We start from the raw sequence: 23,093 nt of genomic DNA on the forward strand, positions 1-23,093 counted from the left end.
CTAAGTGATAAAAGTAGAAAAGGATGTCACTTTCCCCACAATGAATTGAATGTAATCTTCTTTATCTGAAAACGTGATATTGTGAAAAACGGGATTATCGCACTTAAAGATGACTTCCCTATTAATTGGCGAGACATGAACTCTGCGGACAGTTCTATATTCATTTATATCTACTATATACAAATGTCCGTCCTTGATTTTAGAGGTTAACGCTTTGTGATGTACGCTACTCCCTTTTTGAATTGTAGGCTCCATTGACTCATCTTCTAAAATAACACTTTCAGCATCTCTCCAGGTGTTTATCCTGGCATCTTGCTTTGAGGGAGATTTATTCGAAAAGTGTTTTAGCTTTTCAATTGCTTTATTGATTGTTTTTATTCTTCCGTCTGGCGCAGATTCCAGCGGGAATTGAATTAAGCCTTGTTCGAGCCTTAATAAAAGTAAATCTATCAAATTTGCTTCAGAAGCTATTGCTAAACAACAAATGTAGTCGACATCACATAACCTCTCGCCCAACTCATAGCCTCTGATTGAATTTTGATGCCAGCCATATTTTTCGTGAAATTGTTTCCTATTTAGACGAGCTCCAGTCAGTCTTAAATCCTCTAAATATTTTCCAAATTCGTATTTGTCCACGCGCGCCTCTGAATCATTTTTTTATATTTATAGCAATTTTTTGTGTTTTTTCTATTTACAAAACACAATTTTTTGATATAAATGCAATATATTGTTACTGGATAAAGTAAAACTACACCATTATGAATCGTTTAAAGGATTGGCACAACATTGACGTTGTAGCAGCTATTAAGAAGAAGACTGGCTTGTCTCTACGACAAAACTCAATCATGCGAGGATTGCATGAATCAGCTTTTCAGCAGGCATTGCACAAGCCCTACCCTAAAGTTGAAAAAATCATCTCGGAAATCATTGGTGTAAAAGAGCAAGACATTTGGCCAAGCCGTTTTGACGCTCTTGGTGTTCGCAAAGATGGACGTAGACGCAACGAAAGCTCCAAATCACCGAAGGAGCAAAGAATATGATTAAGTACACAGCTTCTCAAATCGCTGAATGCTTGGGAAAAACCAAAAGAACGGTGCTATTGCGTGCCAAAAAGGAGTGTTGGGAATTCGAAGAAACTAAGGGCCTTGGGGGTGTATCGAAGTTATTTTTTGAATCTTCATTACCTGCAGACGTGCTTGAATCTCTCCAGGATAAATCTAAGACAAATTCGTTAATAACTAGTTTAAATAAAACTAGTCCAATTATTAAAAATATAATTTCAAAACAAGATGGCGTTACGTCGTCAAAGCTTCTTAATTTGGAAGCTTTGTCTGGTATGGATCAAAGCCAGTTAAACCGAGCAATCGAAAAAGTTGAATTGATCGATCTAGCTAATCAGTATCAAATCGAACGTAACGAACCAACGCAAATGGCTTGGAAAGGGTTCTGTGACAAATTCAATTCAGACAAGGATTTAAAATCTCAGTTTACTCACATTAAAAAAATTGGATTTTCTACCTTATGCAGATGGAAACAGTCCTTTGACAAAGAAGGATTGGTGGCGTTAGTCGATAACTGGGGAAAGAAAAAAGGTAGAACGTTAATAGATTCTAATCCATCCCTAAAAAATTACTGTACCAGCGCAATCACCCAATTCCCCCATATAAAAGGACCTCAATTAGCTAAGATTATTGAAGCTGAGTTCCAGGATTCCATTGAGCTTCCAAGTGAGGTGTCATGTCGACGTTGGATCAAAAACTATAAGAAAAAGAACCCAGCGTTATTTACCTATATTTCTAACCCAGCTGGTTTTAAAAATTCATTCATGAGTGCAATGGGCGATTTATCGTCATCTGTCACAAGAATCAATCAAATGTGGGAGTTTGATAGTACTCCAACGGATGTAATGTTGACCGATGGTCGATATTCAATTATTGCAGTAATTGATGTGTTTACACGCCGTGTAAAAGCTGTTTTATGGCCTACTTCTGCGGCGATGGGTATTGCATCGCTAATTCGCAGTTCAATATTGGATTGGGGAGTTCCTGAAGTTGCAGTAACGGATAATGGTGCTGACTATGTTTCTCACCATATCGCAAGTGTCTGGGATGCGTTAGAAGTACATAATCATCGAACAAACCCTCACAGCCCTTGGGAAAAACCTCACATTGAACGCTTTTTTAGGACGTTCTCACACGGAGTTGCAGAACTGTTTGAGGGCTATATAGGGCACAATGTTTCTGACCGTGAAAAAATTAACTCTAGACTAGATTTTGCATCTAGGTTGCTCAAAAAGAGAGAAAAAGGAAAAGATAACGAAGCCATTGATATAAAACTAACTGCTCGAGAGTTTGAGCAAAAAATGAATCAGTGGATTGAGTTTGCTTATCACCATTCAACACATTCCGAAACGAAAAAAACACCTTTTGAAATTGTCGCTGAAAATCAGAATTCAATTCGCAAAATAAAAAGTGAACGCCAGCTTGATATTTTACTTGCTCCGGTACCAGGTGATGGAATTAGAACAGTTACAAAAGAGGGCGTTAAAGTTGATGGTGCTTACTACATCCACGCTGAGCTTGGAGCTTGTATCGGTGATCGGGTTATGTGTCGTTGGAACCCAAAGGATATTGGCAAAATTACAGTATTCAGCACCATTACGAATAAATTCATCTGTGAAGCTGTAAACCCCGAAATTGCAGGTAGTGAAATATCATATCGTCATGCAGTTGAGGCTAAAAAGAAACAGCGCGCAATACTTCAAGCCAAGAAGAATGCTATCAACACCATTAGCTCTAAGTTAGAGATTTCTAATGCAGCGCAAAAATATCTTGATTACAAACAGTCTCAGAATTCCAAACTGAGTTCGCTTGAATCTAGCATTGAAGAAATTGAAGCCATCGCATTTAAGGATGTTGGTGCCACGCAAGAATCAAAAATTCAAGTCGACACCACCAAGATTTCTAATCTTCAGGAAAAGCTGAAGCAAAAGCGAGACCAAACCCAATTGCAAGAGGCCATAGAAAATCATGAACCAACGTTTAATTCAGTTCATGCAAAGGCCACCTATTACGCCAAGAGAGAATGTAAGGGCTTTTTAAGCCCTGAAGAAAAAGCTTGGCTCCTAAATTATCGTCGCGATTATCCAGGCCAAGCGGCGATGTTAGAAAAAATACTTGAAGAGCCTGGTATTCAATTTAAAAAGGAAATCAAATGAGAAGCATAACTGCACATACTGCAAACGTGACAAAAGCGTTTAATGCATATCAAAACTTAACCGAAAGCGCTGAAGATGGCACCCCTGCTATGGGAATGTTTTCTGGTAAAGCTGGATTGGGTAAAACAACCGCGGGGGCTTGGTTGTTTACCAAAGCAGATGGGATTTTACTTAGATGTTTTAAAGCTGACACGCTTGGAACTTTTTTAGAACGGCTTTCGACCGAACTCGGTCTTGAGACGGATTGTACTCGGGCCAAAATGCTGTCGAATATCATTAGAGAGTTAGCAATTTGTAACCGCCCACTTTTTATAGATGAAGCTGATTATTTAGCGGAAAAAATTGCAGTTCTTGAAACCCTCCGCGACATCTACGACCTGGCAAATGTGCCAATTATCTTAATTGGTTATGAGCAGCTGCCAAAAAAGGTAAAGCGTCTTCCACAGTTACTTTCACGCATCAGTCAGCATGTAGAGTTTCAACCAGCAAATGAAAATGACATTGCCATTATGGCTGAACAGTTAGTTGAGCATTGTGAGGTTGAGCCATGCTTGCTTGCTGAGTTACTGAAAAAGAGTAATGGAAACTTTCGACTGATAACCGTTGGCTTAAACAGTATTGAGAAGTTCTGTGTGGTGAATGGATTGGATTCGATCTCAGCTCAGCAATGGGCTGGTCGTATGTTATTCCCGACAGCGGATTTATAAAAGGATTTCATAATGAAGCGAACGCTAAGCCAAAGGAGCTGGGAATGGATTAAACACCAGCATACGTTTAGTAGTAAAGAGCTGGCTAGCGAAATGGATGTCTCATTAGCACAGGCGCAAAACGCAATTTACCACCTTAAAACACTCGGTGCAGTTCGTTCGATGCACCGAGGTTATAAGGGGACTGTTTATTCAAAAATAGAGAATGCTAAACCATTTTTACCCGGCAAGAACGCGACGAGTCCTCGCGGGGTATGTGTCCGCCAACGCATATGGCAAACCATTCGATATTTAACGAAATTCACAGTGAATGAGGTTATAGCAAGTGCAGAATGCTCTCGCGCCTCAGTCGAAAAGTTTATCAGCGATTTGCAGAAATACAACTATGTGGTTTCGGTAAGACAAGTAAAGGTGACTGACCCAATGCGCAAGCGCACCGGCAACGGACACACTTATCTTTTAATTAATAACACGGGTAGAAAGTACCCTGTTATGAGTGAGAAAGGCATGCGTGATCAGAATTTAGATCGTCTCATGCCTTTAGCTACCGAGACCAGGAAGAAGGCGTAAATATGATGCACTGGTTTTCATTGCTAGAACGCAAAACCGAAGAATTAGGGAGACGTGTAGTCGAGAAGGATCTTGGTATCTCAAGGGCTGCTCTATCCCAAGTTCTTAACCAAAAATACAAAGGAAGTTTAAACAACATCAAGGACAAAGTTTTAGCTGCTTACACTAGCGCTGAGGTAACTTGCCCGATATTAGGGGATATACCTGTAAAGCGTTGTTTGTCGGAGCAGGTAAAAACCTTTAACCCTTCCAATCCACAACGCGTGCAGCTTTACAAAGCCTGCATGCGCTGCCCTCACAGGAGGTAAACATGAATAGAACACATTTACAAAAGCGGTTTATATCGCGCATTAAAACGACAAGTGAAGCACTTGTTCATTTGGACCAATTGGGGTGTGAAGTCATTGGTCTGTCAGTTAATGATACTGGCAACGATATTGAAATTTTACCACCCCCTGATAAAGCCCATTTAAACGGCTTTCCAACGGTGATTAATCACGACAATAAAGGTCGTCATTATCTGATGATGGCAAGAGTTAAAGGCTGCAATGTTAGCTGGAAAGTTAATCAATTCAATTAGGAGAAATAGTCATGTTAGACACTAAAAAGTTAGTCGAGCGAGTGCATGAATTATCTGACACCAAAGCTTTAGATGGCTTCATGTTAGATGAAGTAGGAAATCAAATTCGCGTTAGTAACATCAAGGAGTATGACCTTATTCGTGACAAGTTGGTGAAAGAAATGGCGCGCGATGCTGCTGTGCTTGCTGATGAAATGCAAGCTGCAAAAGAGCGGTTTTCAGCGAAGTTCGAGCAGCATATTGAACGAATGGAAAATATCTACAAGGTGAAAGTTGGCGGTAGAAAAGGAAATGTTTCGCTTTCAAGCTTTGACCGAAAACTAAAAATCGAGCGGACAAAGCAAGACAGAATGACCACTAATGAACACATGGTAGTTGCTGTGCAATTAGTTGATCAATGTCTTGCTGGATGGGCAAAAGGCTCAAACCGTAATTTACAGGCGTTTGTCCGTAAATATTTTAGAACAGACGCCAAAGGTAACTTCAATATAGCTGACCTACAACGTGTACGTCGTCTGGAGCTCGAAACGCCAGATCCTTTATGGGAAAAAGCTATGGAGGCCCTTGATAACGCTATTGAGCACGACACGACAGTAACCTATTTCCGTGCTTTTGTGCGTGATGAATCCGGTAAATATCTCAATATCCCCTTAGATTTCGCCAAGGTATAGGAGGCAATATGTCACTGAATATAACAGCTTTAGCCGACGGCGATGAACATCAATCGAATGTTGTCATTACTGGTAGCGTCGAAGATTTGATCCTTATTTTAAGTGAGCTTTGCGACGACTACTCAGAACAAAAAATGGAATTAACAATTCCGGTGAGGGATGGATATGTGGAACAAATCTTAAACATGATGGAATAGACCCTATCCCCTGTTTCAGGGGATTAATTAAAGCGCTGGATATCAGCGTTTTAATTAATCAAAGGAGAGTGACATGAAACGTTTACTTACACTGGTAGTTCTAATTTTGTTTGTTATAGATGCTGCGTTACAAGAGGAATATTTACTTCTTGGTATTTACATATTTGTATTATCTCAATTGGCCGTTGTTTGTTTTTTTTTAGGATTACCCAAATGCGACAAGCGTTGATTGCCAAGATACATATTGCCAAAAAGGAATTAGGACTGGATGACGACACTTACAGAGCTGCTGTTTCGCTGGCTACTAATGGCAAAACCAGTTGTAAAAATTGCTCAATTAAAGAATTAGAAAACGTCCTATTAGCAATGCGTAAACGGGGTTATGTACCCAAAGCGAAGTCGCAAGGAAAGAAAAAGAAAAGCCCAGGTTCACGCGTTCCTAGAAGATTTGAAGAAGTAAATAAAGTTAGGGCGCTTTGGTGTGAAATGCATCGACACGGTTTTTTGGTGGATGGTAGCGAAAACGCTTTGGCCAAGTACGTCAAACGAATGACAAAAATAGAATCCCCTGAGTGGTTAAATCATGAATCTGGCTACAAGGTTATTGAGTCGCTAAAGAACTGGTATAAGCGAGAAATGCTAAAAGTTCTTTTAGCTGTCAAACCCTATGAAGTCGACGAAAATGAAATTTCTTTTAACCAAACCTTAGTAGCTTACAAAGCTCATATTGGAGAAGTCGATGAATGACAATCAAGATGAATTTAGCTTTGATGATGACTTTGATTTGTTATTGGAAAACCTTCCAGAAGCGACGGCAGACAAAGATGTAGCTCAAATGCGATACAAACAACACCTTTGGGAGTTGGTATTGATCATTGAGCGAAGACTGCAAAAAGAAGGCTTAGATGAAGATGAAAGTTATAAATTGGCGTGCACGTTAATTGCTGAGATTGCCCACTATGAAGGAGGGGAAATGCGGTACCTGCCTCGTGGAGACAAGCTCAAACAAGAACTTCGTAATATTGAAATGTTCAAACTTTGGCACCTTAAAGGGTGGATGATCGAGAAAATCCACAAAAAATACTGCCCTGAATTAAACGTGATCCAAGTGTATAAAATTCTACATGTTAAGAGAAAAGAATACTTAGCAAAAATTCAACCTAACTTACTCTAGGTAAACCTATGAAAGATTTAATTCACCCAGATTATAACCCTAAAGATATGTTGTTAGACGAAGTCACCCAACAGCCATTGTCAATGGCTACATTGATCGGCGTAATGGCAAGAGATATGGAGGATGAACAGTGTTCAGAATTAAAGCAATGGCTAGGTACATTGCTCGTTAATGGCAAGCGAACGCAAGTTCAATTAGTACTAACGTCGACCGATTATGTAGACGAGGATTAAGCATGGCAGCGCTTAAACCTGAAATAGACATTGGTTTAGCTGCGCTGTGTCTTCATGCCGCGCCACAGCAAGTTTTATCAATAGATGATATTGCTGAAGTTTGTGGCTGCAATAGAAGTTATATTTGGGCACTGGAAAGAAGAGCAGTGAAAAAAGCGCTTATTTTCGCCAGACGTAAAGAATTACACTTATTTTTGAAGGATTAACCGTGTTAGATTTTTTAGAAAAATCATCTTTGACCACCTCTGATTTTAATGCTGAAGCTGAGTTTTTAATACCTGATTTTTTAGCTAAAAATATGATAACCATGATTTACGCTGATGGTGGAAACGGTAAGAGTTGGCTCGGTTTTTCCCTTGCTAAGTACTGTGCATCGTTGCCAAGTGTAAGAGTGACTTATTTGGATTTTGATAACCCTCTAACGGTCTTAAAAGAACGTCAAATTGATAAACAGCTCATAGAACCATTATCAAACTTGCTTTATGTCCAAAGGAGTAAATGCGAGATGTCACCAAGTGAGCTGCTTGGCGCGCTTCAAGCTAATGCTATTGGGAAAATATATGAAAATCACATATTCATTATAGATTCTCTTCGAGATTTTACTGATGTTGATAATAACTCTCGGGCTATGGTAACAATGGAACAGCTAAAGGATATTCGTGAAGCTGGAGGCACTTTAGTGGTGCTACATCACTCTAACAAAGATGGTCGAAACTATCAGGGAAGTAATAATATAAGAAACTCCGTTGATAACATGTTTCAGTTGAGAAAACTTGAATTATCCAGCGGAATTGGTGTATTACTGATATGCAAAAAAGAGCGCTGTGCAATACGAGATAAAGCTTTTGATATCGACCCTAAAACATTTAATTTAACTGAACGTGATGTTGCTGATGCTAAGTTAACCCAAGAGGACGTGAGCTTTGTTTCACAAGTTAAAGAGGCTCTAACCCAGCAGGGAGAGCTAAATAAATCAGCTTTATTGGAATCTTGTGGATTCACCAAAGATGATAAAACGGCTCGCAGCAGACTTGAAAAATATGAAAATGTGTATTGGAAAAGTGAGAAGCGTCATACTCGCATTTTTTACACATTGATAGATTAAAGCTACAACTGTTACAACCTTTACAACTACCAGTATTTATAGGGGTTGTAAGAGTTGTAACAGTTGTAACCTAAACTTCCAAAACCTTTCTTATTAAAATACTCTAATCCCTTAGCTCGCGCTAATATCACTTTAGGAACATGCTTCTCTACACTGCGGTTATCAATTTAAAACCCAGTTAAAACGAGCGGTTTATGAGTATCCTTGGAACCCTATTATCTGTTGGCCCTTCCGTCATTAGATTATTCTCGCAATCTCGCAATGATAATGTTGGAAAATCTGCGGGGATCTTGGCTGATGCCATTGAAGCATTTCAAAACAATCCTACCTCAAATGAAAGGTTACTTTTGCAAAGTACCATTGACAGTCTTGATCCTAATGAATTGAGTGAATTAAAAGTTGAGTTGGAGAAATTAGAGGTTGAAAAGAAAAAGCTGGTTCTAGAGCATGACGAAACAATGCACACCCAACAGCAAGAGACCATTCGAACAAGTCAAGATATCAAAGGTGTCCGTCCCGCCATAGCTTCACGTCACTCCTGGTTTACGATTGTATACATATTTGTGTTTGAACTCGCCGCAATTTTTGAAAAAGGATCAGGTTCAAATTGGGAAATTACGGTTCTTATTGCCTCCCCTACTTTGGCTTGGTTCGGGTTTAGAACGTGGGATAAATTTTCTAAACAAGGGGCGTCCGTTTAATGGATATTCACGACCAAGCACAAGCCAGAGATGACTTCTTTCGCCAAAACGCTTTAAAAAAACATAACAAAATTGCTTCTCAACCAGCAATAAAGATAGATACGAACGGGAATGCTCTTTGTATTCGTTGCGATAGTGATATTTCAGCGCGCCGTAAAATCATCCCCAACGCTCAACGTTGTATTGAATGCCAAGAAGACTTCGAAAAGGGGCTGCGCTGATGGATATTTTACTAACTCATATAAACGAACATAAATTTGTTTATACCATGCTTTTAACTTTAATGGGTTTTGCTGCACTTTGGTGGTTGAGTCGATTCTTCGCCACCAAAAAAGAGCTTCAAGAACAGCGTGAAGCAATCGAACGGCATCAGTTTGAGTTTGGATTACACAAAAAAGAACACTTCCAGTTAAGAGAAATGGTATTGGAGATAAATAGCCATATTAAACATTTACCCACCGCTGCTGAAACAGCTGCAATGAAAGAGGAAATGGCGCTGTTGCGAGGCAGGTTAGAAGGTACAGAACCGCTATTAAAACAAATCTTAAACAATCAAAACATCCTGATTGAAAACGAACTTCGCGGAGATAAATCCTAATGCCACTTGATAATATTTTAAACGAACATCAGCGTTTGAGTATTCTTCATTGCTTAGCCGCAATGGATGACTACAGAGCCAATAACAGCATAATCCAGTCGGTCTGTCAGCAATACGGCAACAATATGAGTACTGATAAGCTTGGTACCCATCTCTATTGGCTCAGAGAACAGGGGTTAATAGAGATTGAAAGTCATGAAAGTTATACCGTCGCTAAACTTACCTCTCGCGGTTTGGACGTTGAAAAGGGCATGGCAACTGTACCAGGTGTAAAACGACCAGGGATCCGATAATGAATGCTCTTATCATTAAAGTTGTAATAAGTTTTATTGTTGGTGTTCAATGGGGAATGGTGATTTTCGCCGTCCTTGGCGGAGTTCGAATTTCCAATTCGACAAAAGTCACCGCATTTTTTGTTATTTTAATTTTGCTAACCGCAGTTAATTATTTTTTGTTTAGACAGCTTAAGCGCATTGGTGGGCTAAATGACAAAGCGTAAAGTGGCAACCAAAAAAGAAAAAGAATTGATACGGAAATTAGCTGAAGCATTTGTTTGTGAAGAGATTAGCAAAGAAGTCGTTGGTGCACAAGATCCTAAGCTTGGGAAGGATTATCTAAATTTATTGCGAAATGAGTGTCCTGACTATTTTCGGCTGTTGGACGAACTGAGAAATGTAATTCCTTCAGTAAAGAAGCAGTTGTTCAAATCTTTAAAAGAGGGGCTACAGCGTGACTGATAAGAAAACCAGAGGCAAGCCTAGTAAGATTGATCAACTTCCAGAAGATATAAAGACAGAGTTAATTGAGCTACTTCGAGATAAATCAGTTACTCAAACAGAAGTGCTGCAGCGCGTAAATGGGCTTATAGAGGCCGCAGGTTTACCAGAAGATGAGCAGCTATCTCGCAGTGGTTTAAATCGCTATGCAACGCGCATGGCGACTGTGGGTAGTCGCATTCAAGAGGCGCGTGAGGTTTCCAAGCAATGGGTTGACCAATTAGGCGGTAAGCCGACTGGAGAAGTGTCTAAGGTGCTAATAGAAATGGTGCGCACTTTAGCATTTGACCAGGTATTAAAACTCTCAGAATCAGGTGCCGTGGTAGAGCCTAAGTTCATAAAGGAGTTGGCCATTGGTGTTGAGAAACTAGAAAAGGCCGCTAGTGAATCAACTAAACGCGAACGAGAGATTCGAAAAGCAATGGCCGAAGAAGCTGCAGAACGCGCAGAAAGTGCAGCAAAAGCCGCAGGGCTTACAAGTGAAGGCGCAGCTCAAATTAAACGTGAAATTCTGGGGATAGCCTGATGAAATTGCCCCCCCAATCAACCGAAACACCAAAAGAAATACAGCCTAGTAAATCCCAATATCAAAAAGCGATAGAGCAAAGCGATAGACTGGAAACTCGCTTTGGCTTACCAACGTTTATCCCCTTTGATGAAAATGAACTATTACTTGGGTACCAGAAACGTTGGATTGCTGACGATTCCCCTTTAAAAATTGCAGAGAAGTCGAGACGAACCGGTATCACTTGGGCGGAAGCTGCTGATGCCGTTCTAACGGCCAGTAAAAGCAAAGAAGCCAAAGGAACCAATCACTTTTACGTTGGTTCCAATAAAGAAATGGCCAGAGAGTTTATTGATGCAGCCGCAATGTGGGCTCAAGCATTCAATAAAGCAGCTGGAGACATAGAAGAAGAACTGTTTATAGATGATGGTCAAGAAGGTAAGGAAATTCTTACATTTGTGATCCATTTTGCCAGTGGTTTTAAAATCCAAGCATTGAGTTCGAAACCTTCCAATCTCCGTGGTATGCAAGGTAACGTTACAATTGATGAGGCTGCCTTTCATTTGCTTTTAGCTGAAGTGTTAAAAGCAGCTCTAGCTCTTACCATGTGGGGAGCGAAAGTGCGATTGATTAGTACTCACAATGGGTCGGACAATCAATTTAACCAACTAATAGAAGAAAGTCGAGCGGGAAAAAAGCGTTATAGCATTCACCGCATCACCTTAGATGACGCTTGTAATGAAGGGTTGTATCAGCGTATTTGTCAACGACTGGGTGAACCTTGGTCCATTGAGCGTGAAGAGCAGTGGAAGGCCGATTTACTTCGAGATACTGCAAGCCAAGAAGATGCGCTAGAAGAATACTATTGTGTGCCTAAATCAGGGGGTGGCGCTTATATTAGCCGAGCGTTGATTGATAAAGCCATGATAAAGCCTGGAGAAAATGGCCAACCTATTGTTATACGTTACAAACAGACGCCTGATTGGAATCAAATGCGTCCAGACCTACGTGAAGCGGATATAAAAGATTGGTGCAAAGAAGTATTACTGCCTGAGTTGATGAAGTTAGATCCAAATGTGCGTCATTGCCTTGGTGAGGATTTTGCGCGTTCGGGCGACTTAACTTGTCTATGGGTAGGCGCGATTCAGCAGGACCTTAGTTTTATTGTTCCTTTGGTAATAGAGCTGCGAAATATCCCCTATAAGCAACAAGAGCAAATTTTATTTTACATCATTGATCGGTTGCCACGCTTTATTGGTGCGCATCTAGACGCTACTGGGAATGGTGAATATTTAGCAGAACAGGCCGTTGATAAATACGGTGCCGGTTTGGTTGAAGCCGTGAAAATATCAGAATCTTGGTACCGAGAAAACATGCCTATCATGAAAGCCTACTACGAAGATTTTGAGATGGTTATTCCAAAAGATGCAGACATCTTAGATGACCTTCGTTCCATCCAAATAAACAATCGCGGCGTTCCTCGAATCCCAGAAACTAAAACAGATGATAAAAAAGAACGGCATGGAGACAGTGCAATTGCCTGCTGCATGATGGTGGGTGCTTCCAAAATGGAAGGCGGAGAAATTGATTATATTTCCATAGGTCGATCGCAACAAAACGCAAATCTACCTGTGCACGATGATGATGTGCAATTACCAAACACGGGGTGCTTTTAATGGATATCTTTGAAGTTGACGGTGTGCGCTACAGATTGCGCAGCAAAGAGCTAAAAACAAAACAATCGGAGCAGCTGCCAAATGTTGCTCACCTAAAACGAGAGTATGATGATCACCCCTCTTCAGGTTTAACGCCAGCCAAACTTGCAAGCATTATGCGAGATGCAGAGCATGGTTTGCTTATGCAGCAGTGTTATTTGGCAGAGGATATTGAAGAGAAAGATGGACACATTTACGCTGAATTGTTTAAGCGAAAAATGGCGTTAACTTCAATTCCCTTTACAGTAGAGCCGCCTCGTAATGCATCTTCCCAAGAACAAAAAGATGCTGCAGCTATTGAGGATATGTTGAAAGACATAGATTGTTTTTCATCGGTGCTATTTGATATGGCAGATGGCATCTTAAAAGGCTTTTCAAATATTGAGTTTACATGGGATATGTATAACAACTGGCGTATTCCGACAGGATTTGAGCATAAACCAGCTTCTTGGTTTCAGCTAGATATCAACGACCAGCGTAAGATTCGACTAAGAGATAACACTGCCGAAGGTGAAGCGCTTAGGCCGCTGAATTGGTTGCAACATCGCCACTCTGCAAAATCAGGTTATCCAGCTCGTCAAGGATTAGTTCGTCAGCTTGCGTGGCCATTTATCTTCAAGAATTATTCAGTGAGAGATTTGGCGGAGTTTTTAGAAATATTTGGAGTGCCTATACGAATAGGTAAATATCCATCTGGCGCGACACCTGCAGAAAAGGCAAAACTATTACAAGCCGTGGTGGGTATAGGTCACAATGCAGGGGGAATAATCCCTAAAGGCATGGAAATTGATTTTCATGATGCAGCCAAAGGTGGAGGTTCTGATCCATTTATGACAATGATGTCCTGGTGCGAAAGAACGCAATCAAAAGCTATATTAGGACAGACCTTAACAGCTGAACAAGGTAATACAGGGTCTCAAGCATTAGGAAATGTGCATAATGAAGTTAGGATTGAAATTCGTGATCATGATTTATCTCAATTGGCCAATACATTAAATCGCGATCTCGTTTTGCCAATGTACATGTTAAATGGCAAAAGCTATAACGGCGATCCGAGAAGAAAGCCGCGCCTAATATTTGATATACAAGAACCTGAAGATTTAAAGCTTTGGAGTGATGCGATCCCTAAACTGGTCGATGTAGGATACAAAATACCTCTTAACTATGCGCATCAAAAATTACAGATCCCCTTGCCTGAAAATGATGAAGAAGTGCTTTCAATTGTTAACCAGGTCACGCCTGAACCTCAAGTTCAAGCCGAATTGAAAGCTGGAGTAGCTGCATTAAGGGTTCAATCTGATGAAGATGCTGCAGATGCCTTTTCTACCCGCGCCAAGATTGAAGGTGCTAAAACCCTTATTGCTTTAATGAAGCCTATAGAAGAGTTAATAGAAAACGCTGAGAGTCTAGAAGATTTGCTGGATTCATTATTAGCACTTGAAAATAGATTGCCTACTGAGCAATTTGAAGTGCTCTTAGCTAAAGCGCTTGCAGCTTCAGAACTCGCTGGTCAATTCGATGTTACACAGGGGGAGTAAATGTCTGAATTCGACAAATGTCCCCATTGCAGGTTAAGCAGTTCAGGTGCAAATCAGAAAGAGTACTGGGCGTTAATCGAACGCTATGAACGGTTAGCGCTTGATACAAAAAACGAAAGGGAGTTAGTGTCAGCAGCGAAACATAGATTATCAATGATTGCCATTGATGTTCGCAGTATGTCTGATCCAAATGCACTGTGTTACGAGGAAGACTATCACCATCTACATGTCGCAAGAAATCTACTTGTCAGTGCAGCAAACATAAAAGCTGAGCGGGACAAAGGCAATGAGCGTTGAATACGGAAATCTTAAATTTGAAGAGGCGATAAAATATTTTCGAAAGAAAATTAACCTTCCCTCTTCGCGCTGGGCTGAAATTTTCAGGGCGCAAAATACCGTAGCTTTTCATGTTGCCGGTGCGATGAAAACAGAGCTTATAAATGATTTTCGTTCTATGGTAGATGATGCGATTGCGAATGGAAAAAGTTTATCCTGGTTCAAGGCAAACTTTAAACAGGTTGCGCAAAAGCATGGATGGCAGTTCAACGGTTCCCCCAGTTGGCGCGCAAACATCATATACGGGACAAATTTACGCCAAGCATACAACGCTGGTCGATATACTCAACTACAGAATTTTGAGTTTTGGCGTTACAAGCATGGTGATAGTCGCCAACCTAGAATTCACCATAAAGCCAAAGACCAGCTTGTGTTGCCTAAGTCTGATCCTTTCTGGGATGTTTGGTTTCCTCAAAATGGTTGGGGCTGCAAGTGTAAGGTATTTGGTGAAACTCAGCGCAGTTTGCAACGTAAGGGTTTAAACGTCGGTAGCTCTCCAAGAATACAAACGCGAGAATGGATTGATAAGGCTACTGGAGAAACCCATCAGGTACCCATTGGAATAGATCCAGGATTTGATTATTCACCTGGCACCACATCGCCCGTTCCCATGCTAAAAAAAAGAAAGGCTCAGGCAAAGAAAGCGCAGCAGCTGCCAGAGAGGCATGTTCCTACGGTTTTCAGTACAGTGCGCAATGTTGCTGTTGATAACTTTAATTGGGTTGCCGCACAATTACTGCATTCTAAAGCAAAAGAACAAACAGAAAAACTCATTGCCTTTTTAAATAAATATCAAACCAAAACGGTTGTTATAAAATCTGCGCAAATGCGAATTGGTAAGTCGTCCAGAGCCATTGCGCAAGAAGTAGCGAGTTATTTGGAAACTGATATTTATAGAGCCTTAGTGATGTTTACCACTCGTGGCCGCCGTCAACCACTCGGTTTCACCAACCGAGCTTTTAATCACGTTGTAGTTAAAGCCGGAACTAAACATAATTTATCAAAAGTGAACACCGCTGAAATGTTGGCTGGAATAGACACTATAATACGTCAAGGGATTGAAGATGCGCCTTTGAAGAAGTGGCGTTGGTGGGGAAGTGGCCAAGCAACGGAAAAGTATATGGATGATCATAATGCAACCTTTATTACATGGCTGCATGAAATGGGTCATCAAGTGCATTACAAATCAGGGTTAGCAAAACCGCCAACAAATTTAAGTATTTCGCAATATGGAAGCACAAACGAACGCGAGTGGTTTGCTGAGCATTTTGTATTTTATGTATTGGGTTACGATACAATGCGAGAGTTATGGCCAGAGGTGGCGTCATACTTCGATGATATTCTACAAAAGGTATTACAATGAAACTTTTAGAAGCAGCGCAAGAAATACTAGCATTAGAGCCGTTACCAGACGATGCGCCAAAAAGACTTCAGGAGCTATCCGATGCTGCTGAAGGTGAGGAACAGTTTCAAATTGATATGCTGCTTGAAGCGATGCACGAAAGTGCCTCGATTGAGCAATTGATGAAATGGATGGAAAGTGACAATGGCAGGAACTAGAGTTCGTGTTGATGTTGTTGGTATGGATCGGGTCCATAAAAAGCTGAATAAGCTTCTTCAAAAAGGGAGAACACTCGAACCAGCATTTGCCGAAATTGGCGAATACTTGAAGGAAGCTACGCAAGAACGGATGAATCTGCAATTAGATCCAAGCGGAAAATCTCATGAACCATTGGCACCTGAGACAGTTAGGCGCAAGAAAGGCAAAGGTCACATTTTACGAGAAGAAGGATACCTAATGGATACGTTGCATTATTCAGCGTTCGCCAGAGGACTTCTGCTTGGAACAGATTTAGAATATGCAGCAACACACCAATTCGGAAGAGAAGAGGATGGCATCCCTGCCCGTCCGTTTTTGGGTTTAACAACTTCGCCTTGGAGCGATGCTGATGAAATCGTGGAAATATTAAAAGGTCATTTAGATGGATAATATACACGGCAAACCTTTTGCTATGACGTTTGATTTTGAATTAGATGAAAAGCTAACAACAGACTTGGCGACGCATATAGGGTTGATTGATACATCTATTTGTAAAGATACCTTTGGAGAGTTTAAAGCTTATTGGGTAGGACAACCAAATCGGTGGCATACTTTGTATCAATGGCATCTAAAGTATGTTCAGCAACTAAAGCGCAAACGAACTACATTTTCATCAAAACAAAATACAGTGGTTGGGTACCAGTCTGTTCCAAGAGCCGAAAATGCTGCTAATTTAGTCACAGACGAAAATACCAAAGCGCTATTAAATCGTTACAAACAGTAAAACGCTCAGAATGGCATTCTAAGCGGTTAAGAATTGTGTAGTGTTGCCGTTATTGCAATTAAGAAGAGTTAAACAGTTCTGAGGCGATTTAAACGGCAAATAATATTATTTAGATTGATTTCTCAAGCGGATTACCCTCTTTTAACCTGGTTGAGGCTTTTTCAGTTCAGGTTCGGCTATCGACCTTAACTCTTGGCATACACTCTCTAACAATAGAGAGACACCTAAAGGCTCCAATAGCGAAAAATCATCAATTTGGGCAATTAACTGTTTTAAAGTGTTTAGTTGGAGATATAATTCACCAATCTTTTCTCTATCAGCAAAGGTAAGGCTTTGGATCTTTATTATGGAAATGGGTTCAGGATGCAACATGATAATTCCTTTAAATAACTTATGTAATCAAACTAGTTTCCTCTGGTTTGATGGTGTAAACATGGGATACCCCTCTCGTAGTATCTAATAGTTAAAAGATTTTTATATTATTTGTGTGTTTGTTTTTCGTTTGGTTATTGTTATTTCGCACAATAAACGAACAACTTTGCTGTAAATGTTAAATCTCATAATGTGAATATAGTATTTTATAACCTGTCTTATATTAGATAAATTTTAAGGATGAATATTTGTGAAAAAGTTTATATTGATAATTTTAGTGTTTGTAATCGTTGGTTGTGGTGCAACTTCTGGGAAATCAGTTCAAGTTAAACAAAGCGGCTTTAACAACTCCAAGGTGGTTTTTATCGAACCTCATGGTGGGAAGTGCAGCATGACCCAGTGCTTAGGTTTAGGGGCTCAATGGAACAGTGAGAACCCAGAGCGAGTTTTTATTATTGTAAATTCGTTTTTGGAGTATGTAGCGATAACTGGAGCAAAGCTGAGCGTAGATGGAGAGATAGTAACGTTGCAACAATCGCAATACACAACAACGTTAACCTATGAATTAGGGCTTAGAAATTCTGCAAAAGCTTTTTCTGCTGATTTCGATATCATTCCTAAAATGCTGAAGGCTGAAAATATATGGCTTCGGATGTATACCCCAAATGGATATAAGGAAGAATTAATAAAAAGTGGTACTGAAACCACCAAAGCCTATCATGCATTAGAGCGCTTTGCTCAAAACATAAATCGCTCCTAATCCCCTCACCATCCCAATATACTTAACCTAGACTAATCCCAATCGAATAACAAATGCCTGCACAATGCAGGCATGAAAACATTTAGCTTACTTTCACAACTACCTGCAAACACGGCACTTGCGTCTTGTTCATTTGTTGCATCTGTTAGCGACGAGACTGGTGCATGGCAGCAGATTTTGCCTGGTAAAGACTTTGCCGCTTACGATGGACGTCCTGATGATGTGCCTGGTGGGAAGTGGCGAATTGATAATGCCAGTGGTGAGCGCCTCGCGCAGCTCCTCAATAGCCGAGCAGCTGCAGGTGATGAATTACTGTTTGATTACGAACATCAAACGCTGTTGGCCCGCCAAAACGGTCAAAAAGCCCCCGCCAGCGGAAGAGCGAACAAATTTGAATGGCGTCCTGGTGAAGGGCTTTTTGCTTATCTTCGTTACACCCCAATCGCCAGACAGCACGTCAAAGACAAAGAATATAGCCTTTTCTCACCTGTAATTATTTACGACAAAGCCACTGGCCAAGTTAATGATATTCACTCTGTAGCACTTACCAATGACCCTGCAATTAAGGGAATGGCCAGTGCAGCCCTTTCGTTTTTAACCCAACCACCGGAGAATACTATGAATAAATCAAAGCTAGCGCTGTTGTTTAGCGTTCTTGGTTTGACTGCCCCAGAAACAACAGAAGATGCGCAACTGATTGCGGCCTTGACTTCAGAAGATGCAATTGCAGCACTAGAAGGGTTAAAGGATAAATTATCTGAAGCTGAAAATAAAACCACCGAAATTGCAACCCTTAAAGCGCAGGTTGAAAGTGGTGGTGATGTTGACCTGGCTAAATTTGTGCCAATCGATACCTACAATGGTTTGGTCACTGAAATGGCGGCATTAAAAGCGTCTAACGGTACCTTGACCGTTGATAAGGTTATCGAGGATGCGCAAAAGGCGGGGAAATTTATCGCTGAAGCCGAAATTGATTACCTAACCAAATTAGGTGAAAAAGACCTTTCCATGCTCACTTCGACGCTAGCTGCTAGACCTGTTGTTGCAGCGCTTACGGGAAAGCAAACGACCGAAAAACCCCCTATTCCCCAGCGGGAAAAAATAGCTGCGCTCACTGCTGAGCAGGAAGCCGTTGCAAAGCAATTGGGGATCTCAAACGAGGATTATCTGGCGCATTTAAATCAATAGGGCCTGATAGCAACCAATTAAACGCTGTTTAAACACTAATTTTCACCCATTTACTTAACTGGAGAAAAACATGGGAATCGTAAATGCAGCAGCCTTAGATGCAATTCGCACTGGCTTTAGTAAAAAATTCGAAGAAGGTAAAACTCGCGCTGAACCTATGTATAGCGAAGTGGCGACGCTTATACCTTCCACTGCGGCAAGTAATACCTATGGTTGGTTGGGTCAATTTCCAACCTTTAGAGAGTGGATAGGCGATAGAGTTCTGAAGTCGATGAAAGAACACAGTTATGCCATCGTCAATAAAGATTGGGAATCTACCATTGAGGTCGACCGAAACGATATTGAAGATGACAACCTAGGTGTTTATTCACCGCTTATGGATGAAATGGGCTATGCCGCTGCAGTACACCCAGACGAACTAGTCTACCCGTTATTGGCTGCAGGTTTTACAACAACCTGTTACGACGGGCAGTATTTTTTCGATACGGATCACCCTGTTAACCCACAGGTAGATGGCTCTGGTGTAGATGCGTCTGTATCAAACGTTATCGTTGATGGCGGTTACACAGGTGACGCCTGGTACATCATAGATGCAAGTCGTGCTGTTAAACCAATCATCTTCCAGCAGCGCAAGCCGGCAATGTTTACCCACATGGATAGCATGGATGATGAGAGTGTTTTCACTCGAAAATCATTCCGTTATGGGGTGGATTGCCGCGACAACGTAGGTTTTGGATTCTGGCAAATGGCCGTTGGTGTCAAAGCGGAGCTTAACTACCAAAACGTGTGGGCAGCTGTACAAATGATGCGCGGTTTTAAAGCCGACGGTGGTCGACCTCTGGGTCTTGGTAAACGAGGGCTGAAACTAGTAGTGCCATCTTCTCTTTGGAAAGAGGCCGAGCAAATCAATACGCGCGAAAACATCTCTGACGGTACCACCACTGTCAGCAATGAGCTTCGCAATAAGTTCACTGTAGTTCAGCCGGACTTCTTATAGAACAGAACTGCAACGATCCGCCTAGGAAACTAGGCGGTAGCTAACCCTTTTATTTTTGGAGAGCAACATGAAAGCAATTACTACAGTTTTATTAGTGACCGCTATGGTGGCCACTTTTCGCCGCGCTGGCATTGGATTTTCAGATACAGGTACCGTCATTCCAAAAGAGTGCCTGGACGAAGAGCAGCTGGACGCTATTCACAAAGAAAAGCGATTGTCAGTGCGAGAAATCTCCGTGGACGATATCCCAGAAGGCGCTGATAAGACGATATTCGACCAATTTGTTCGACAGTCGCCGCAAGGAAAAGAAGAAGACGAAGACCAAAAAGCGCCTAATGCGAAAGCCAAATCTTCCGCAAATGTCGAAAAGGCTAAAGCGGGCGCGAAGTCCTAAAGGTTAACTATGTATTGCACACTTAATGACATGGTTGACAGATTTGAGCTGGATGAACTTATCCAGCTCACTGATACCACAGGCACAGGGATTATTGATGAATCGAAAGTAAAGGCAGCTATCGCCGATGCGAGCAATATCATTGATGGTTACCTCGGTGGTAGATACAACCTTCCATTGGCGAATAGTCCAGCTGTACTGGTGCGCCTGTGTGCAAACATGGCGCGATACAATTTATACGACAATGCGGTTTCTGAAGTCGTTGAGAGAAATAATAAAGCAGCGCTTGATTTTCTTCATAACGTTGGTACCGGAAAAATAAAGCTTGGCCTAACGAGCGATAGCCAAGAGCTAGAAAGCGATCAGGTTATACAAATCGATTCCGATGAAACGGTTTTTAATCGAGACCGATCCAAAGGGTTTATCTGATGTTGTTGTTAGAGATTGAAGATCAGGTAAAGCACTGTTTTGACATAGTGCAGCATGCAGTGTCGCTTAGGGTGGCGCTATCTCAGCCTTTAACGCGTTCAACGATGGGGTTTATCGTCCCTATAGCTGAGCGGCCAAATGATAATGCACGGGATGTTGATGTTGGATCTCCCCTGCAGGAAGTGCTTATTACGTTTGGGGTTGTGACTGCCATTCAGTCAATAAACGATAAAACAGGCGCTAAAACTGCGGAGCGCCTTGAAAAAATCCGAGAGGATATTAGGCAAGCATTGTATGGATACAAACCGCAAGAACATGAGCCGGTTTTGATTGGGGCGAGTGATTTACTTCAATTTGTAAATGGTGGTTTGTTTTGGGTTGATAGGTTTACAACGCGCATTTGGCGCTCGGGATGTGATCATGTTTAAAGTAACGAATTCTGGCTCTCAAGAGGTAAAGAGAGCGGCTATGACTTTCAAGCCAGGTGAAACTAAAAAGAAATTCTTAACACCTGGTCAAATCGCGCAAATTAACGGCCACAAAGATTTAACCGTGACCAATGATATTGCGCCAACTGGCAACAAAAAAGAGGATTAAATAATGTCCATCACTCCAGGTTACAAATCTAAACGTCGATTTATGCAGCTTGCTCTTCGCCGTCCTGAAGACAGCGTGGGCGAAGATTATATTTCAAATGGTGCCACCCCTCTTGCAATGCAAACAAAAGGCTTAGGTGTAGAGCCTTGGATAACAGAACAAGTTACTCGTGATTTAGATGATGGTAAAAACGGCGCTCAACCTGTTATTCACACAGGAGAGATGATCAAGATTTCCGGTGCATTTGAAATGGCGGGTTCTGGCACAGCAAACACCCCAGTCGCTTTTGCGGCAATGTTACAAATGGCAGGAATGGATCAGGTTACTCAAGCTGACAAAGTTGTTCACAGCCGCATCTTAAACGCCGCAAGTGAAACGGACGGAACGATCTATTTTTGGTGGGAAGGCATGTATCACATTTTGCTGGCCGGAAAAGCTTCTCTGTCAATCGCGGCTAAAGTCGGCGAAATAGGATACATCAACTTTGAGGCTCAAGGCGTGTATGGCGGAACCTTGTCTGGTTCAATCCCTCAAGGAGACTTTTCTGCCTTTACGTTGCCAGAAGAGTTTTCTAAACAAAACACTTCATTTTCATTAGACGGCCAAGCGCTCAACTGTACGTCATTCGAGATGGCGCAAAACAACTCTATCGAATTAGATGAAGGTACCGAAGTAAAACAAATCTTCATTGATGATTGGGATGAAGAAGTCAAAGTGACGGTTGAAACACCTGAACTTGCTACCTTTGATCCTTTTGCAATAGCCAGGAGCAACACCTTCGTTCCGTTGGAATTTACCCAGGGAATTACAGCGGGTCGAATTTTCAAAGTGGCCTCTACAGCAGCCCAAATTATAACTATTACGCCTGGTGAACATAAAGGGAAAGCGACATGGGAATTAACCATGAAAGCTATCAGAGGAAACGACTGCGTTCTGACGACACAATAATTACCCTAAGAGGACAGGAAGTCTTATAAAAAGAATGGCACGGATGCGCCCTTTTACTAATAAGAGGTTTATATGACTTTTAAGTTATCTACCAAAAAAATAATCACTTGGCCCGTTACCATTAAAGCGCCCGTAGACGGTGGTCAAACCCAAGAATTCACCTGTTCAGCAGAATTCGAGATTATCGACCAAGACGAATATAACGCGCTAATAAATGACGATATAGCCTTCTTATGTCGCGTAGTAGTTGGTTTTGGTAATGACATTGCAGAGGAAGACGGCACGCCAATCCCCTATAACCAAAAAAATAAATTACGCCTTTTTAAAGCTGGCGGATATATCCGTCTAGGATTTATTGATGCTTATCATCGCGCCAGTGCTGGCATAGCTGAAAAAAACTTAAAAGGGTCGCCCGTCACTGGGCGGTCGGCCCGCAAGAGCCGCAAGAAGAAATAGACGAG

At 41.4% G+C, this 23,093-nt stretch carries 39 protein-coding genes; 37 read left to right on the forward strand and 2 right to left on the reverse strand.

The features are described 5' to 3' along the window. Nucleotides 1-636, reverse strand: coding sequence for a S24 family peptidase (locus ACNKW3_RS17695; RefSeq protein ID WP_427400661.1), 636 nt, complete (start codon nt 634-636; stop codon nt 1-3). Nucleotides 637-758: 122 nt separating this feature from the next. Between ACNKW3_RS17695 and ACNKW3_RS17700 the strand changes: the two genes are divergently transcribed. The 28 genes from ACNKW3_RS17700 (at nt 759) to ACNKW3_RS17835 (ending at nt 16,947) form a co-directional block, all read left to right on the forward strand. Continuing rightward, nucleotides 759-1,040 carry a helix-turn-helix domain-containing protein gene (locus tag ACNKW3_RS17700; RefSeq protein WP_427400662.1) on the forward strand — a complete coding sequence of 94 codons (282 nt, stop codon included), beginning with the start codon at nt 759-761 and terminating at the stop codon, nt 1,038-1,040. A 32-nt stretch (nt 1,041-1,072) separates the two neighbouring features. After that, on the forward strand, nt 1,073-3,217 hold the full coding sequence (locus ACNKW3_RS17705) for a Mu transposase C-terminal domain-containing protein (RefSeq protein ID WP_427400663.1): 2,145 nt from the start codon (nt 1,073-1,075) through the stop codon (nt 3,215-3,217). Further along, nucleotides 3,214-3,924 carry an AAA family ATPase gene (locus ACNKW3_RS17710; protein WP_427400664.1) on the forward strand — a complete coding sequence of 237 codons (711 nt, stop codon included), beginning with the start codon at nt 3,214-3,216 and terminating at the stop codon, nt 3,922-3,924. The genes ACNKW3_RS17705 and ACNKW3_RS17710 overlap by 4 nt, the downstream gene beginning before the upstream one ends. Nucleotides 3,925-3,936: 12 nt before the next feature. Beyond that, complete coding sequence (locus ACNKW3_RS17715; RefSeq protein WP_427400665.1) at nt 3,937-4,494, forward strand: hypothetical protein; 558 nt, start codon at nt 3,937-3,939, stop codon at nt 4,492-4,494. Between the two features lie 2 nt (nt 4,495-4,496). Further along, a complete protein-coding gene (locus tag ACNKW3_RS17720) occupies nt 4,497-4,802 on the forward strand; it encodes a hypothetical protein (protein ID WP_427400666.1) in 306 nt (101 codons plus the stop codon). A gap of 2 nt (nt 4,803-4,804) precedes the next feature. Beyond that, complete coding sequence (locus ACNKW3_RS17725) at nt 4,805-5,074, forward strand: hypothetical protein (RefSeq protein WP_427400667.1); 270 nt, start codon at nt 4,805-4,807, stop codon at nt 5,072-5,074. An 11-nt stretch (nt 5,075-5,085) separates the two neighbouring features. Then, complete coding sequence (locus ACNKW3_RS17730) at nt 5,086-5,745, forward strand: DUF3164 family protein (protein WP_427400668.1); 660 nt, start codon at nt 5,086-5,088, stop codon at nt 5,743-5,745. An 8-nt stretch (nt 5,746-5,753) separates the two neighbouring features. Then, the gene (locus ACNKW3_RS17735) at nt 5,754-5,942 is read left to right on the forward strand and encodes a hypothetical protein (protein WP_427400669.1); all 189 of its coding nucleotides are present in this window, start codon (nt 5,754-5,756) and stop codon (nt 5,940-5,942) included. Nucleotides 5,943-6,015: 73 nt separating this feature from the next. Continuing rightward, a complete protein-coding gene (locus ACNKW3_RS17740; RefSeq protein ID WP_427400670.1) occupies nt 6,016-6,171 on the forward strand; it encodes a hypothetical protein in 156 nt (51 codons plus the stop codon). Then, nucleotides 6,156-6,689, forward strand: a complete 534-nt coding sequence (locus tag ACNKW3_RS17745) for a gp16 family protein (RefSeq protein WP_427400671.1) — start codon at nt 6,156-6,158, stop codon at nt 6,687-6,689. Before ACNKW3_RS17740 ends, ACNKW3_RS17745 begins: the two co-directional genes overlap by 16 nt. Continuing rightward, nucleotides 6,682-7,116 carry a Mor transcription activator family protein gene (locus ACNKW3_RS17750; RefSeq protein ID WP_427400672.1) on the forward strand — a complete coding sequence of 145 codons (435 nt, stop codon included), beginning with the start codon at nt 6,682-6,684 and terminating at the stop codon, nt 7,114-7,116. Before ACNKW3_RS17745 ends, ACNKW3_RS17750 begins: the two co-directional genes overlap by 8 nt. Nucleotides 7,117-7,124: 8 nt before the next feature. Then, nucleotides 7,125-7,349: a hypothetical protein gene (locus ACNKW3_RS17755; protein WP_427400673.1), complete on the forward strand. Its 225-nt coding sequence runs from the start codon at nt 7,125-7,127 to the stop codon at nt 7,347-7,349. Nucleotides 7,350-7,351: 2 nt separating this feature from the next. Beyond that, complete coding sequence (locus tag ACNKW3_RS17760) at nt 7,352-7,555, forward strand: hypothetical protein (protein WP_427400674.1); 204 nt, start codon at nt 7,352-7,354, stop codon at nt 7,553-7,555. Nucleotides 7,556-7,557: 2 nt separating this feature from the next. Beyond that, a complete protein-coding gene (locus tag ACNKW3_RS17765; RefSeq protein WP_427400675.1) occupies nt 7,558-8,454 on the forward strand; it encodes an AAA family ATPase in 897 nt (298 codons plus the stop codon). A gap of 194 nt (nt 8,455-8,648) precedes the next feature. Then, a complete protein-coding gene (locus ACNKW3_RS17770) occupies nt 8,649-9,155 on the forward strand; it encodes a hypothetical protein (protein WP_427400676.1) in 507 nt (168 codons plus the stop codon). After that, entirely contained in the window at nt 9,155-9,376 is a 222-nt protein-coding gene (locus ACNKW3_RS17775; RefSeq protein WP_427400677.1) for a hypothetical protein, read from the forward strand. Before ACNKW3_RS17770 ends, ACNKW3_RS17775 begins: the two co-directional genes overlap by 1 nt. Further along, nucleotides 9,376-9,753 (forward strand): DUF2730 family protein, encoded by a 378-nt coding sequence (locus tag ACNKW3_RS17780; RefSeq protein ID WP_427400678.1) that lies wholly within the window; start codon nt 9,376-9,378, stop codon nt 9,751-9,753. Before ACNKW3_RS17775 ends, ACNKW3_RS17780 begins: the two co-directional genes overlap by 1 nt. Then, nucleotides 9,753-10,046: an ArsR family transcriptional regulator gene (locus ACNKW3_RS17785; RefSeq protein WP_427400679.1), complete on the forward strand. Its 294-nt coding sequence runs from the start codon at nt 9,753-9,755 to the stop codon at nt 10,044-10,046. The genes ACNKW3_RS17780 and ACNKW3_RS17785 overlap by 1 nt, the downstream gene beginning before the upstream one ends. Beyond that, complete coding sequence (locus ACNKW3_RS17790; protein ID WP_427400680.1) at nt 10,046-10,252, forward strand: hypothetical protein; 207 nt, start codon at nt 10,046-10,048, stop codon at nt 10,250-10,252. The genes ACNKW3_RS17785 and ACNKW3_RS17790 overlap by 1 nt, the downstream gene beginning before the upstream one ends. After that, the gene (locus ACNKW3_RS17795) at nt 10,239-10,490 is read left to right on the forward strand and encodes a hypothetical protein (protein WP_427400681.1); all 252 of its coding nucleotides are present in this window, start codon (nt 10,239-10,241) and stop codon (nt 10,488-10,490) included. Before ACNKW3_RS17790 ends, ACNKW3_RS17795 begins: the two co-directional genes overlap by 14 nt. Next, on the forward strand, nt 10,483-11,055 hold the full coding sequence (locus tag ACNKW3_RS17800) for a DUF3486 family protein (RefSeq protein WP_427400682.1): 573 nt from the start codon (nt 10,483-10,485) through the stop codon (nt 11,053-11,055). The genes ACNKW3_RS17795 and ACNKW3_RS17800 overlap by 8 nt, the downstream gene beginning before the upstream one ends. After that, complete coding sequence (locus tag ACNKW3_RS17805) at nt 11,055-12,710, forward strand: hypothetical protein (RefSeq protein ID WP_427400683.1); 1,656 nt, start codon at nt 11,055-11,057, stop codon at nt 12,708-12,710. The genes ACNKW3_RS17800 and ACNKW3_RS17805 overlap by 1 nt, the downstream gene beginning before the upstream one ends. After that, nucleotides 12,710-14,287, forward strand: coding sequence for a DUF935 domain-containing protein (locus ACNKW3_RS17810; RefSeq protein ID WP_427400684.1), 1,578 nt, complete (start codon nt 12,710-12,712; stop codon nt 14,285-14,287). Before ACNKW3_RS17805 ends, ACNKW3_RS17810 begins: the two co-directional genes overlap by 1 nt. Continuing rightward, complete coding sequence (locus tag ACNKW3_RS17815; protein WP_427400685.1) at nt 14,288-14,584, forward strand: hypothetical protein; 297 nt, start codon at nt 14,288-14,290, stop codon at nt 14,582-14,584. Continuing rightward, on the forward strand, nt 14,574-15,986 hold the full coding sequence (locus tag ACNKW3_RS17820; RefSeq protein ID WP_427400686.1) for a phage minor head protein: 1,413 nt from the start codon (nt 14,574-14,576) through the stop codon (nt 15,984-15,986). Before ACNKW3_RS17815 ends, ACNKW3_RS17820 begins: the two co-directional genes overlap by 11 nt. Further along, on the forward strand, nt 15,983-16,183 hold the full coding sequence (locus tag ACNKW3_RS17825; protein ID WP_427400687.1) for a hypothetical protein: 201 nt from the start codon (nt 15,983-15,985) through the stop codon (nt 16,181-16,183). Before ACNKW3_RS17820 ends, ACNKW3_RS17825 begins: the two co-directional genes overlap by 4 nt. Beyond that, nucleotides 16,170-16,613, forward strand: coding sequence for a phage virion morphogenesis protein (locus ACNKW3_RS17830; RefSeq protein ID WP_427400688.1), 444 nt, complete (start codon nt 16,170-16,172; stop codon nt 16,611-16,613). The genes ACNKW3_RS17825 and ACNKW3_RS17830 overlap by 14 nt, the downstream gene beginning before the upstream one ends. Further along, entirely contained in the window at nt 16,606-16,947 is a 342-nt protein-coding gene (locus ACNKW3_RS17835; RefSeq protein WP_427400689.1) for a DnaT-like ssDNA-binding domain-containing protein, read from the forward strand. The genes ACNKW3_RS17830 and ACNKW3_RS17835 overlap by 8 nt, the downstream gene beginning before the upstream one ends. Nucleotides 16,948-17,088: 141 nt before the next feature. Here the strand turns inward: ACNKW3_RS17835 and ACNKW3_RS17840 are convergent, their stop codons facing one another. Further along, complete coding sequence (locus tag ACNKW3_RS17840) at nt 17,089-17,319, reverse strand: hypothetical protein (RefSeq protein WP_427400690.1); 231 nt, start codon at nt 17,317-17,319, stop codon at nt 17,089-17,091. Between the two features lie 250 nt (nt 17,320-17,569). Here ACNKW3_RS17840 and ACNKW3_RS17845 point away from each other — a divergent pair, with 250 nt between their 5' ends. The 9 genes from ACNKW3_RS17845 (at nt 17,570) to ACNKW3_RS17885 (ending at nt 23,088) form a co-directional block, all read left to right on the forward strand. Then, the gene (locus tag ACNKW3_RS17845; protein WP_427400691.1) at nt 17,570-18,079 is read left to right on the forward strand and encodes a hypothetical protein; all 510 of its coding nucleotides are present in this window, start codon (nt 17,570-17,572) and stop codon (nt 18,077-18,079) included. Between the two features lie 72 nt (nt 18,080-18,151). Continuing rightward, nucleotides 18,152-19,267, forward strand: coding sequence for a phage protease (locus ACNKW3_RS17850; protein WP_427400692.1), 1,116 nt, complete (start codon nt 18,152-18,154; stop codon nt 19,265-19,267). 70 nt (nt 19,268-19,337) lie between these two features. Next, nucleotides 19,338-20,264 carry a Mu-like prophage major head subunit gpT family protein gene (locus ACNKW3_RS17855; protein WP_427400693.1) on the forward strand — a complete coding sequence of 309 codons (927 nt, stop codon included), beginning with the start codon at nt 19,338-19,340 and terminating at the stop codon, nt 20,262-20,264. 67 nt (nt 20,265-20,331) lie between these two features. Further along, entirely contained in the window at nt 20,332-20,658 is a 327-nt protein-coding gene (locus tag ACNKW3_RS17860; protein WP_427400694.1) for a hypothetical protein, read from the forward strand. Nucleotides 20,659-20,667: 9 nt separating this feature from the next. Next, complete coding sequence (locus ACNKW3_RS17865) at nt 20,668-21,087, forward strand: gp436 family protein (protein WP_427400695.1); 420 nt, start codon at nt 20,668-20,670, stop codon at nt 21,085-21,087. Continuing rightward, complete coding sequence (locus tag ACNKW3_RS17870) at nt 21,087-21,515, forward strand: phage tail terminator protein (RefSeq protein WP_427400696.1); 429 nt, start codon at nt 21,087-21,089, stop codon at nt 21,513-21,515. Before ACNKW3_RS17865 ends, ACNKW3_RS17870 begins: the two co-directional genes overlap by 1 nt. Next, complete coding sequence (locus ACNKW3_RS17875) at nt 21,508-21,684, forward strand: hypothetical protein (protein ID WP_427400697.1); 177 nt, start codon at nt 21,508-21,510, stop codon at nt 21,682-21,684. Before ACNKW3_RS17870 ends, ACNKW3_RS17875 begins: the two co-directional genes overlap by 8 nt. A 3-nt stretch (nt 21,685-21,687) precedes the next feature. After that, the gene (locus ACNKW3_RS17880) at nt 21,688-22,632 is read left to right on the forward strand and encodes a hypothetical protein (RefSeq protein WP_427400698.1); all 945 of its coding nucleotides are present in this window, start codon (nt 21,688-21,690) and stop codon (nt 22,630-22,632) included. 72 nt (nt 22,633-22,704) lie between these two features. After that, nucleotides 22,705-23,088 carry a hypothetical protein gene (locus tag ACNKW3_RS17885; protein ID WP_427400699.1) on the forward strand — a complete coding sequence of 128 codons (384 nt, stop codon included), beginning with the start codon at nt 22,705-22,707 and terminating at the stop codon, nt 23,086-23,088. Nucleotides 23,089-23,093 lie beyond the last annotated feature (5 nt).

Source organism: Glaciecola sp. 1036 (genome assembly GCF_050306235.1).
Taxonomy (GTDB): Bacteria; Pseudomonadota; Gammaproteobacteria; order Enterobacterales; family Alteromonadaceae; genus Glaciecola.

What these genes read in the sequence shown, in the direction of transcription:
- ACNKW3_RS17700 (WP_427400662.1), top strand. Translation starts at nt 759, where the DNA reads ATGAATCGTTTAAAGGATTGGCACAACATTGACGTTGTAGCAGCTATT.
- ACNKW3_RS17710 (WP_427400664.1), top strand. Translation starts at nt 3,214, where the DNA reads ATGAGAAGCATAACTGCACATACTGCAAACGTGACAAAAGCGTTTAAT.
- ACNKW3_RS17715 (WP_427400665.1), top strand. Translation starts at nt 3,937, where the DNA reads ATGAAGCGAACGCTAAGCCAAAGGAGCTGGGAATGGATTAAACACCAG.
- ACNKW3_RS17720 (WP_427400666.1), top strand. Translation starts at nt 4,497, where the DNA reads ATGATGCACTGGTTTTCATTGCTAGAACGCAAAACCGAAGAATTAGGG.
- ACNKW3_RS17725 (WP_427400667.1), top strand. Translation starts at nt 4,805, where the DNA reads ATGAATAGAACACATTTACAAAAGCGGTTTATATCGCGCATTAAAACG.
- ACNKW3_RS17730 (WP_427400668.1), top strand. Translation starts at nt 5,086, where the DNA reads ATGTTAGACACTAAAAAGTTAGTCGAGCGAGTGCATGAATTATCTGAC.
- ACNKW3_RS17735 (WP_427400669.1), top strand. Translation starts at nt 5,754, where the DNA reads ATGTCACTGAATATAACAGCTTTAGCCGACGGCGATGAACATCAATCG.
- ACNKW3_RS17740 (WP_427400670.1), top strand. Translation starts at nt 6,016, where the DNA reads ATGAAACGTTTACTTACACTGGTAGTTCTAATTTTGTTTGTTATAGAT.
- ACNKW3_RS17745 (WP_427400671.1), top strand. Translation starts at nt 6,156, where the DNA reads ATGCGACAAGCGTTGATTGCCAAGATACATATTGCCAAAAAGGAATTA.
- ACNKW3_RS17750 (WP_427400672.1), top strand. Translation starts at nt 6,682, where the DNA reads ATGAATGACAATCAAGATGAATTTAGCTTTGATGATGACTTTGATTTG.
- ACNKW3_RS17755 (WP_427400673.1), top strand. Translation starts at nt 7,125, where the DNA reads ATGAAAGATTTAATTCACCCAGATTATAACCCTAAAGATATGTTGTTA.
- ACNKW3_RS17760 (WP_427400674.1), top strand. Translation starts at nt 7,352, where the DNA reads ATGGCAGCGCTTAAACCTGAAATAGACATTGGTTTAGCTGCGCTGTGT.
- ACNKW3_RS17770 (WP_427400676.1), top strand. Translation starts at nt 8,649, where the DNA reads ATGAGTATCCTTGGAACCCTATTATCTGTTGGCCCTTCCGTCATTAGA.
- ACNKW3_RS17775 (WP_427400677.1), top strand. Translation starts at nt 9,155, where the DNA reads ATGGATATTCACGACCAAGCACAAGCCAGAGATGACTTCTTTCGCCAA.
- ACNKW3_RS17780 (WP_427400678.1), top strand. Translation starts at nt 9,376, where the DNA reads ATGGATATTTTACTAACTCATATAAACGAACATAAATTTGTTTATACC.
- ACNKW3_RS17785 (WP_427400679.1), top strand. Translation starts at nt 9,753, where the DNA reads ATGCCACTTGATAATATTTTAAACGAACATCAGCGTTTGAGTATTCTT.
- ACNKW3_RS17790 (WP_427400680.1), top strand. Translation starts at nt 10,046, where the DNA reads ATGAATGCTCTTATCATTAAAGTTGTAATAAGTTTTATTGTTGGTGTT.
- ACNKW3_RS17795 (WP_427400681.1), top strand. Translation starts at nt 10,239, where the DNA reads ATGACAAAGCGTAAAGTGGCAACCAAAAAAGAAAAAGAATTGATACGG.
- ACNKW3_RS17805 (WP_427400683.1), top strand. Translation starts at nt 11,055, where the DNA reads ATGAAATTGCCCCCCCAATCAACCGAAACACCAAAAGAAATACAGCCT.
- ACNKW3_RS17810 (WP_427400684.1), top strand. Translation starts at nt 12,710, where the DNA reads ATGGATATCTTTGAAGTTGACGGTGTGCGCTACAGATTGCGCAGCAAA.
- ACNKW3_RS17815 (WP_427400685.1), top strand. Translation starts at nt 14,288, where the DNA reads ATGTCTGAATTCGACAAATGTCCCCATTGCAGGTTAAGCAGTTCAGGT.
- ACNKW3_RS17820 (WP_427400686.1), top strand. Translation starts at nt 14,574, where the DNA reads ATGAGCGTTGAATACGGAAATCTTAAATTTGAAGAGGCGATAAAATAT.
- ACNKW3_RS17825 (WP_427400687.1), top strand. Translation starts at nt 15,983, where the DNA reads ATGAAACTTTTAGAAGCAGCGCAAGAAATACTAGCATTAGAGCCGTTA.
- ACNKW3_RS17830 (WP_427400688.1), top strand. Translation starts at nt 16,170, where the DNA reads ATGGCAGGAACTAGAGTTCGTGTTGATGTTGTTGGTATGGATCGGGTC.
- ACNKW3_RS17835 (WP_427400689.1), top strand. Translation starts at nt 16,606, where the DNA reads ATGGATAATATACACGGCAAACCTTTTGCTATGACGTTTGATTTTGAA.
- ACNKW3_RS17840 (WP_427400690.1), bottom strand. Translation starts at nt 17,319, where the DNA reads ATGTTGCATCCTGAACCCATTTCCATAATAAAGATCCAAAGCCTTACC.
- ACNKW3_RS17850 (WP_427400692.1), top strand. Translation starts at nt 18,152, where the DNA reads ATGAAAACATTTAGCTTACTTTCACAACTACCTGCAAACACGGCACTT.
- ACNKW3_RS17855 (WP_427400693.1), top strand. Translation starts at nt 19,338, where the DNA reads ATGGGAATCGTAAATGCAGCAGCCTTAGATGCAATTCGCACTGGCTTT.
- ACNKW3_RS17860 (WP_427400694.1), top strand. Translation starts at nt 20,332, where the DNA reads ATGAAAGCAATTACTACAGTTTTATTAGTGACCGCTATGGTGGCCACT.
- ACNKW3_RS17865 (WP_427400695.1), top strand. Translation starts at nt 20,668, where the DNA reads ATGTATTGCACACTTAATGACATGGTTGACAGATTTGAGCTGGATGAA.
- ACNKW3_RS17870 (WP_427400696.1), top strand. Translation starts at nt 21,087, where the DNA reads ATGTTGTTGTTAGAGATTGAAGATCAGGTAAAGCACTGTTTTGACATA.
- ACNKW3_RS17875 (WP_427400697.1), top strand. Translation starts at nt 21,508, where the DNA reads ATGTTTAAAGTAACGAATTCTGGCTCTCAAGAGGTAAAGAGAGCGGCT.
- ACNKW3_RS17880 (WP_427400698.1), top strand. Translation starts at nt 21,688, where the DNA reads ATGTCCATCACTCCAGGTTACAAATCTAAACGTCGATTTATGCAGCTT.
- ACNKW3_RS17885 (WP_427400699.1), top strand. Translation starts at nt 22,705, where the DNA reads ATGACTTTTAAGTTATCTACCAAAAAAATAATCACTTGGCCCGTTACC.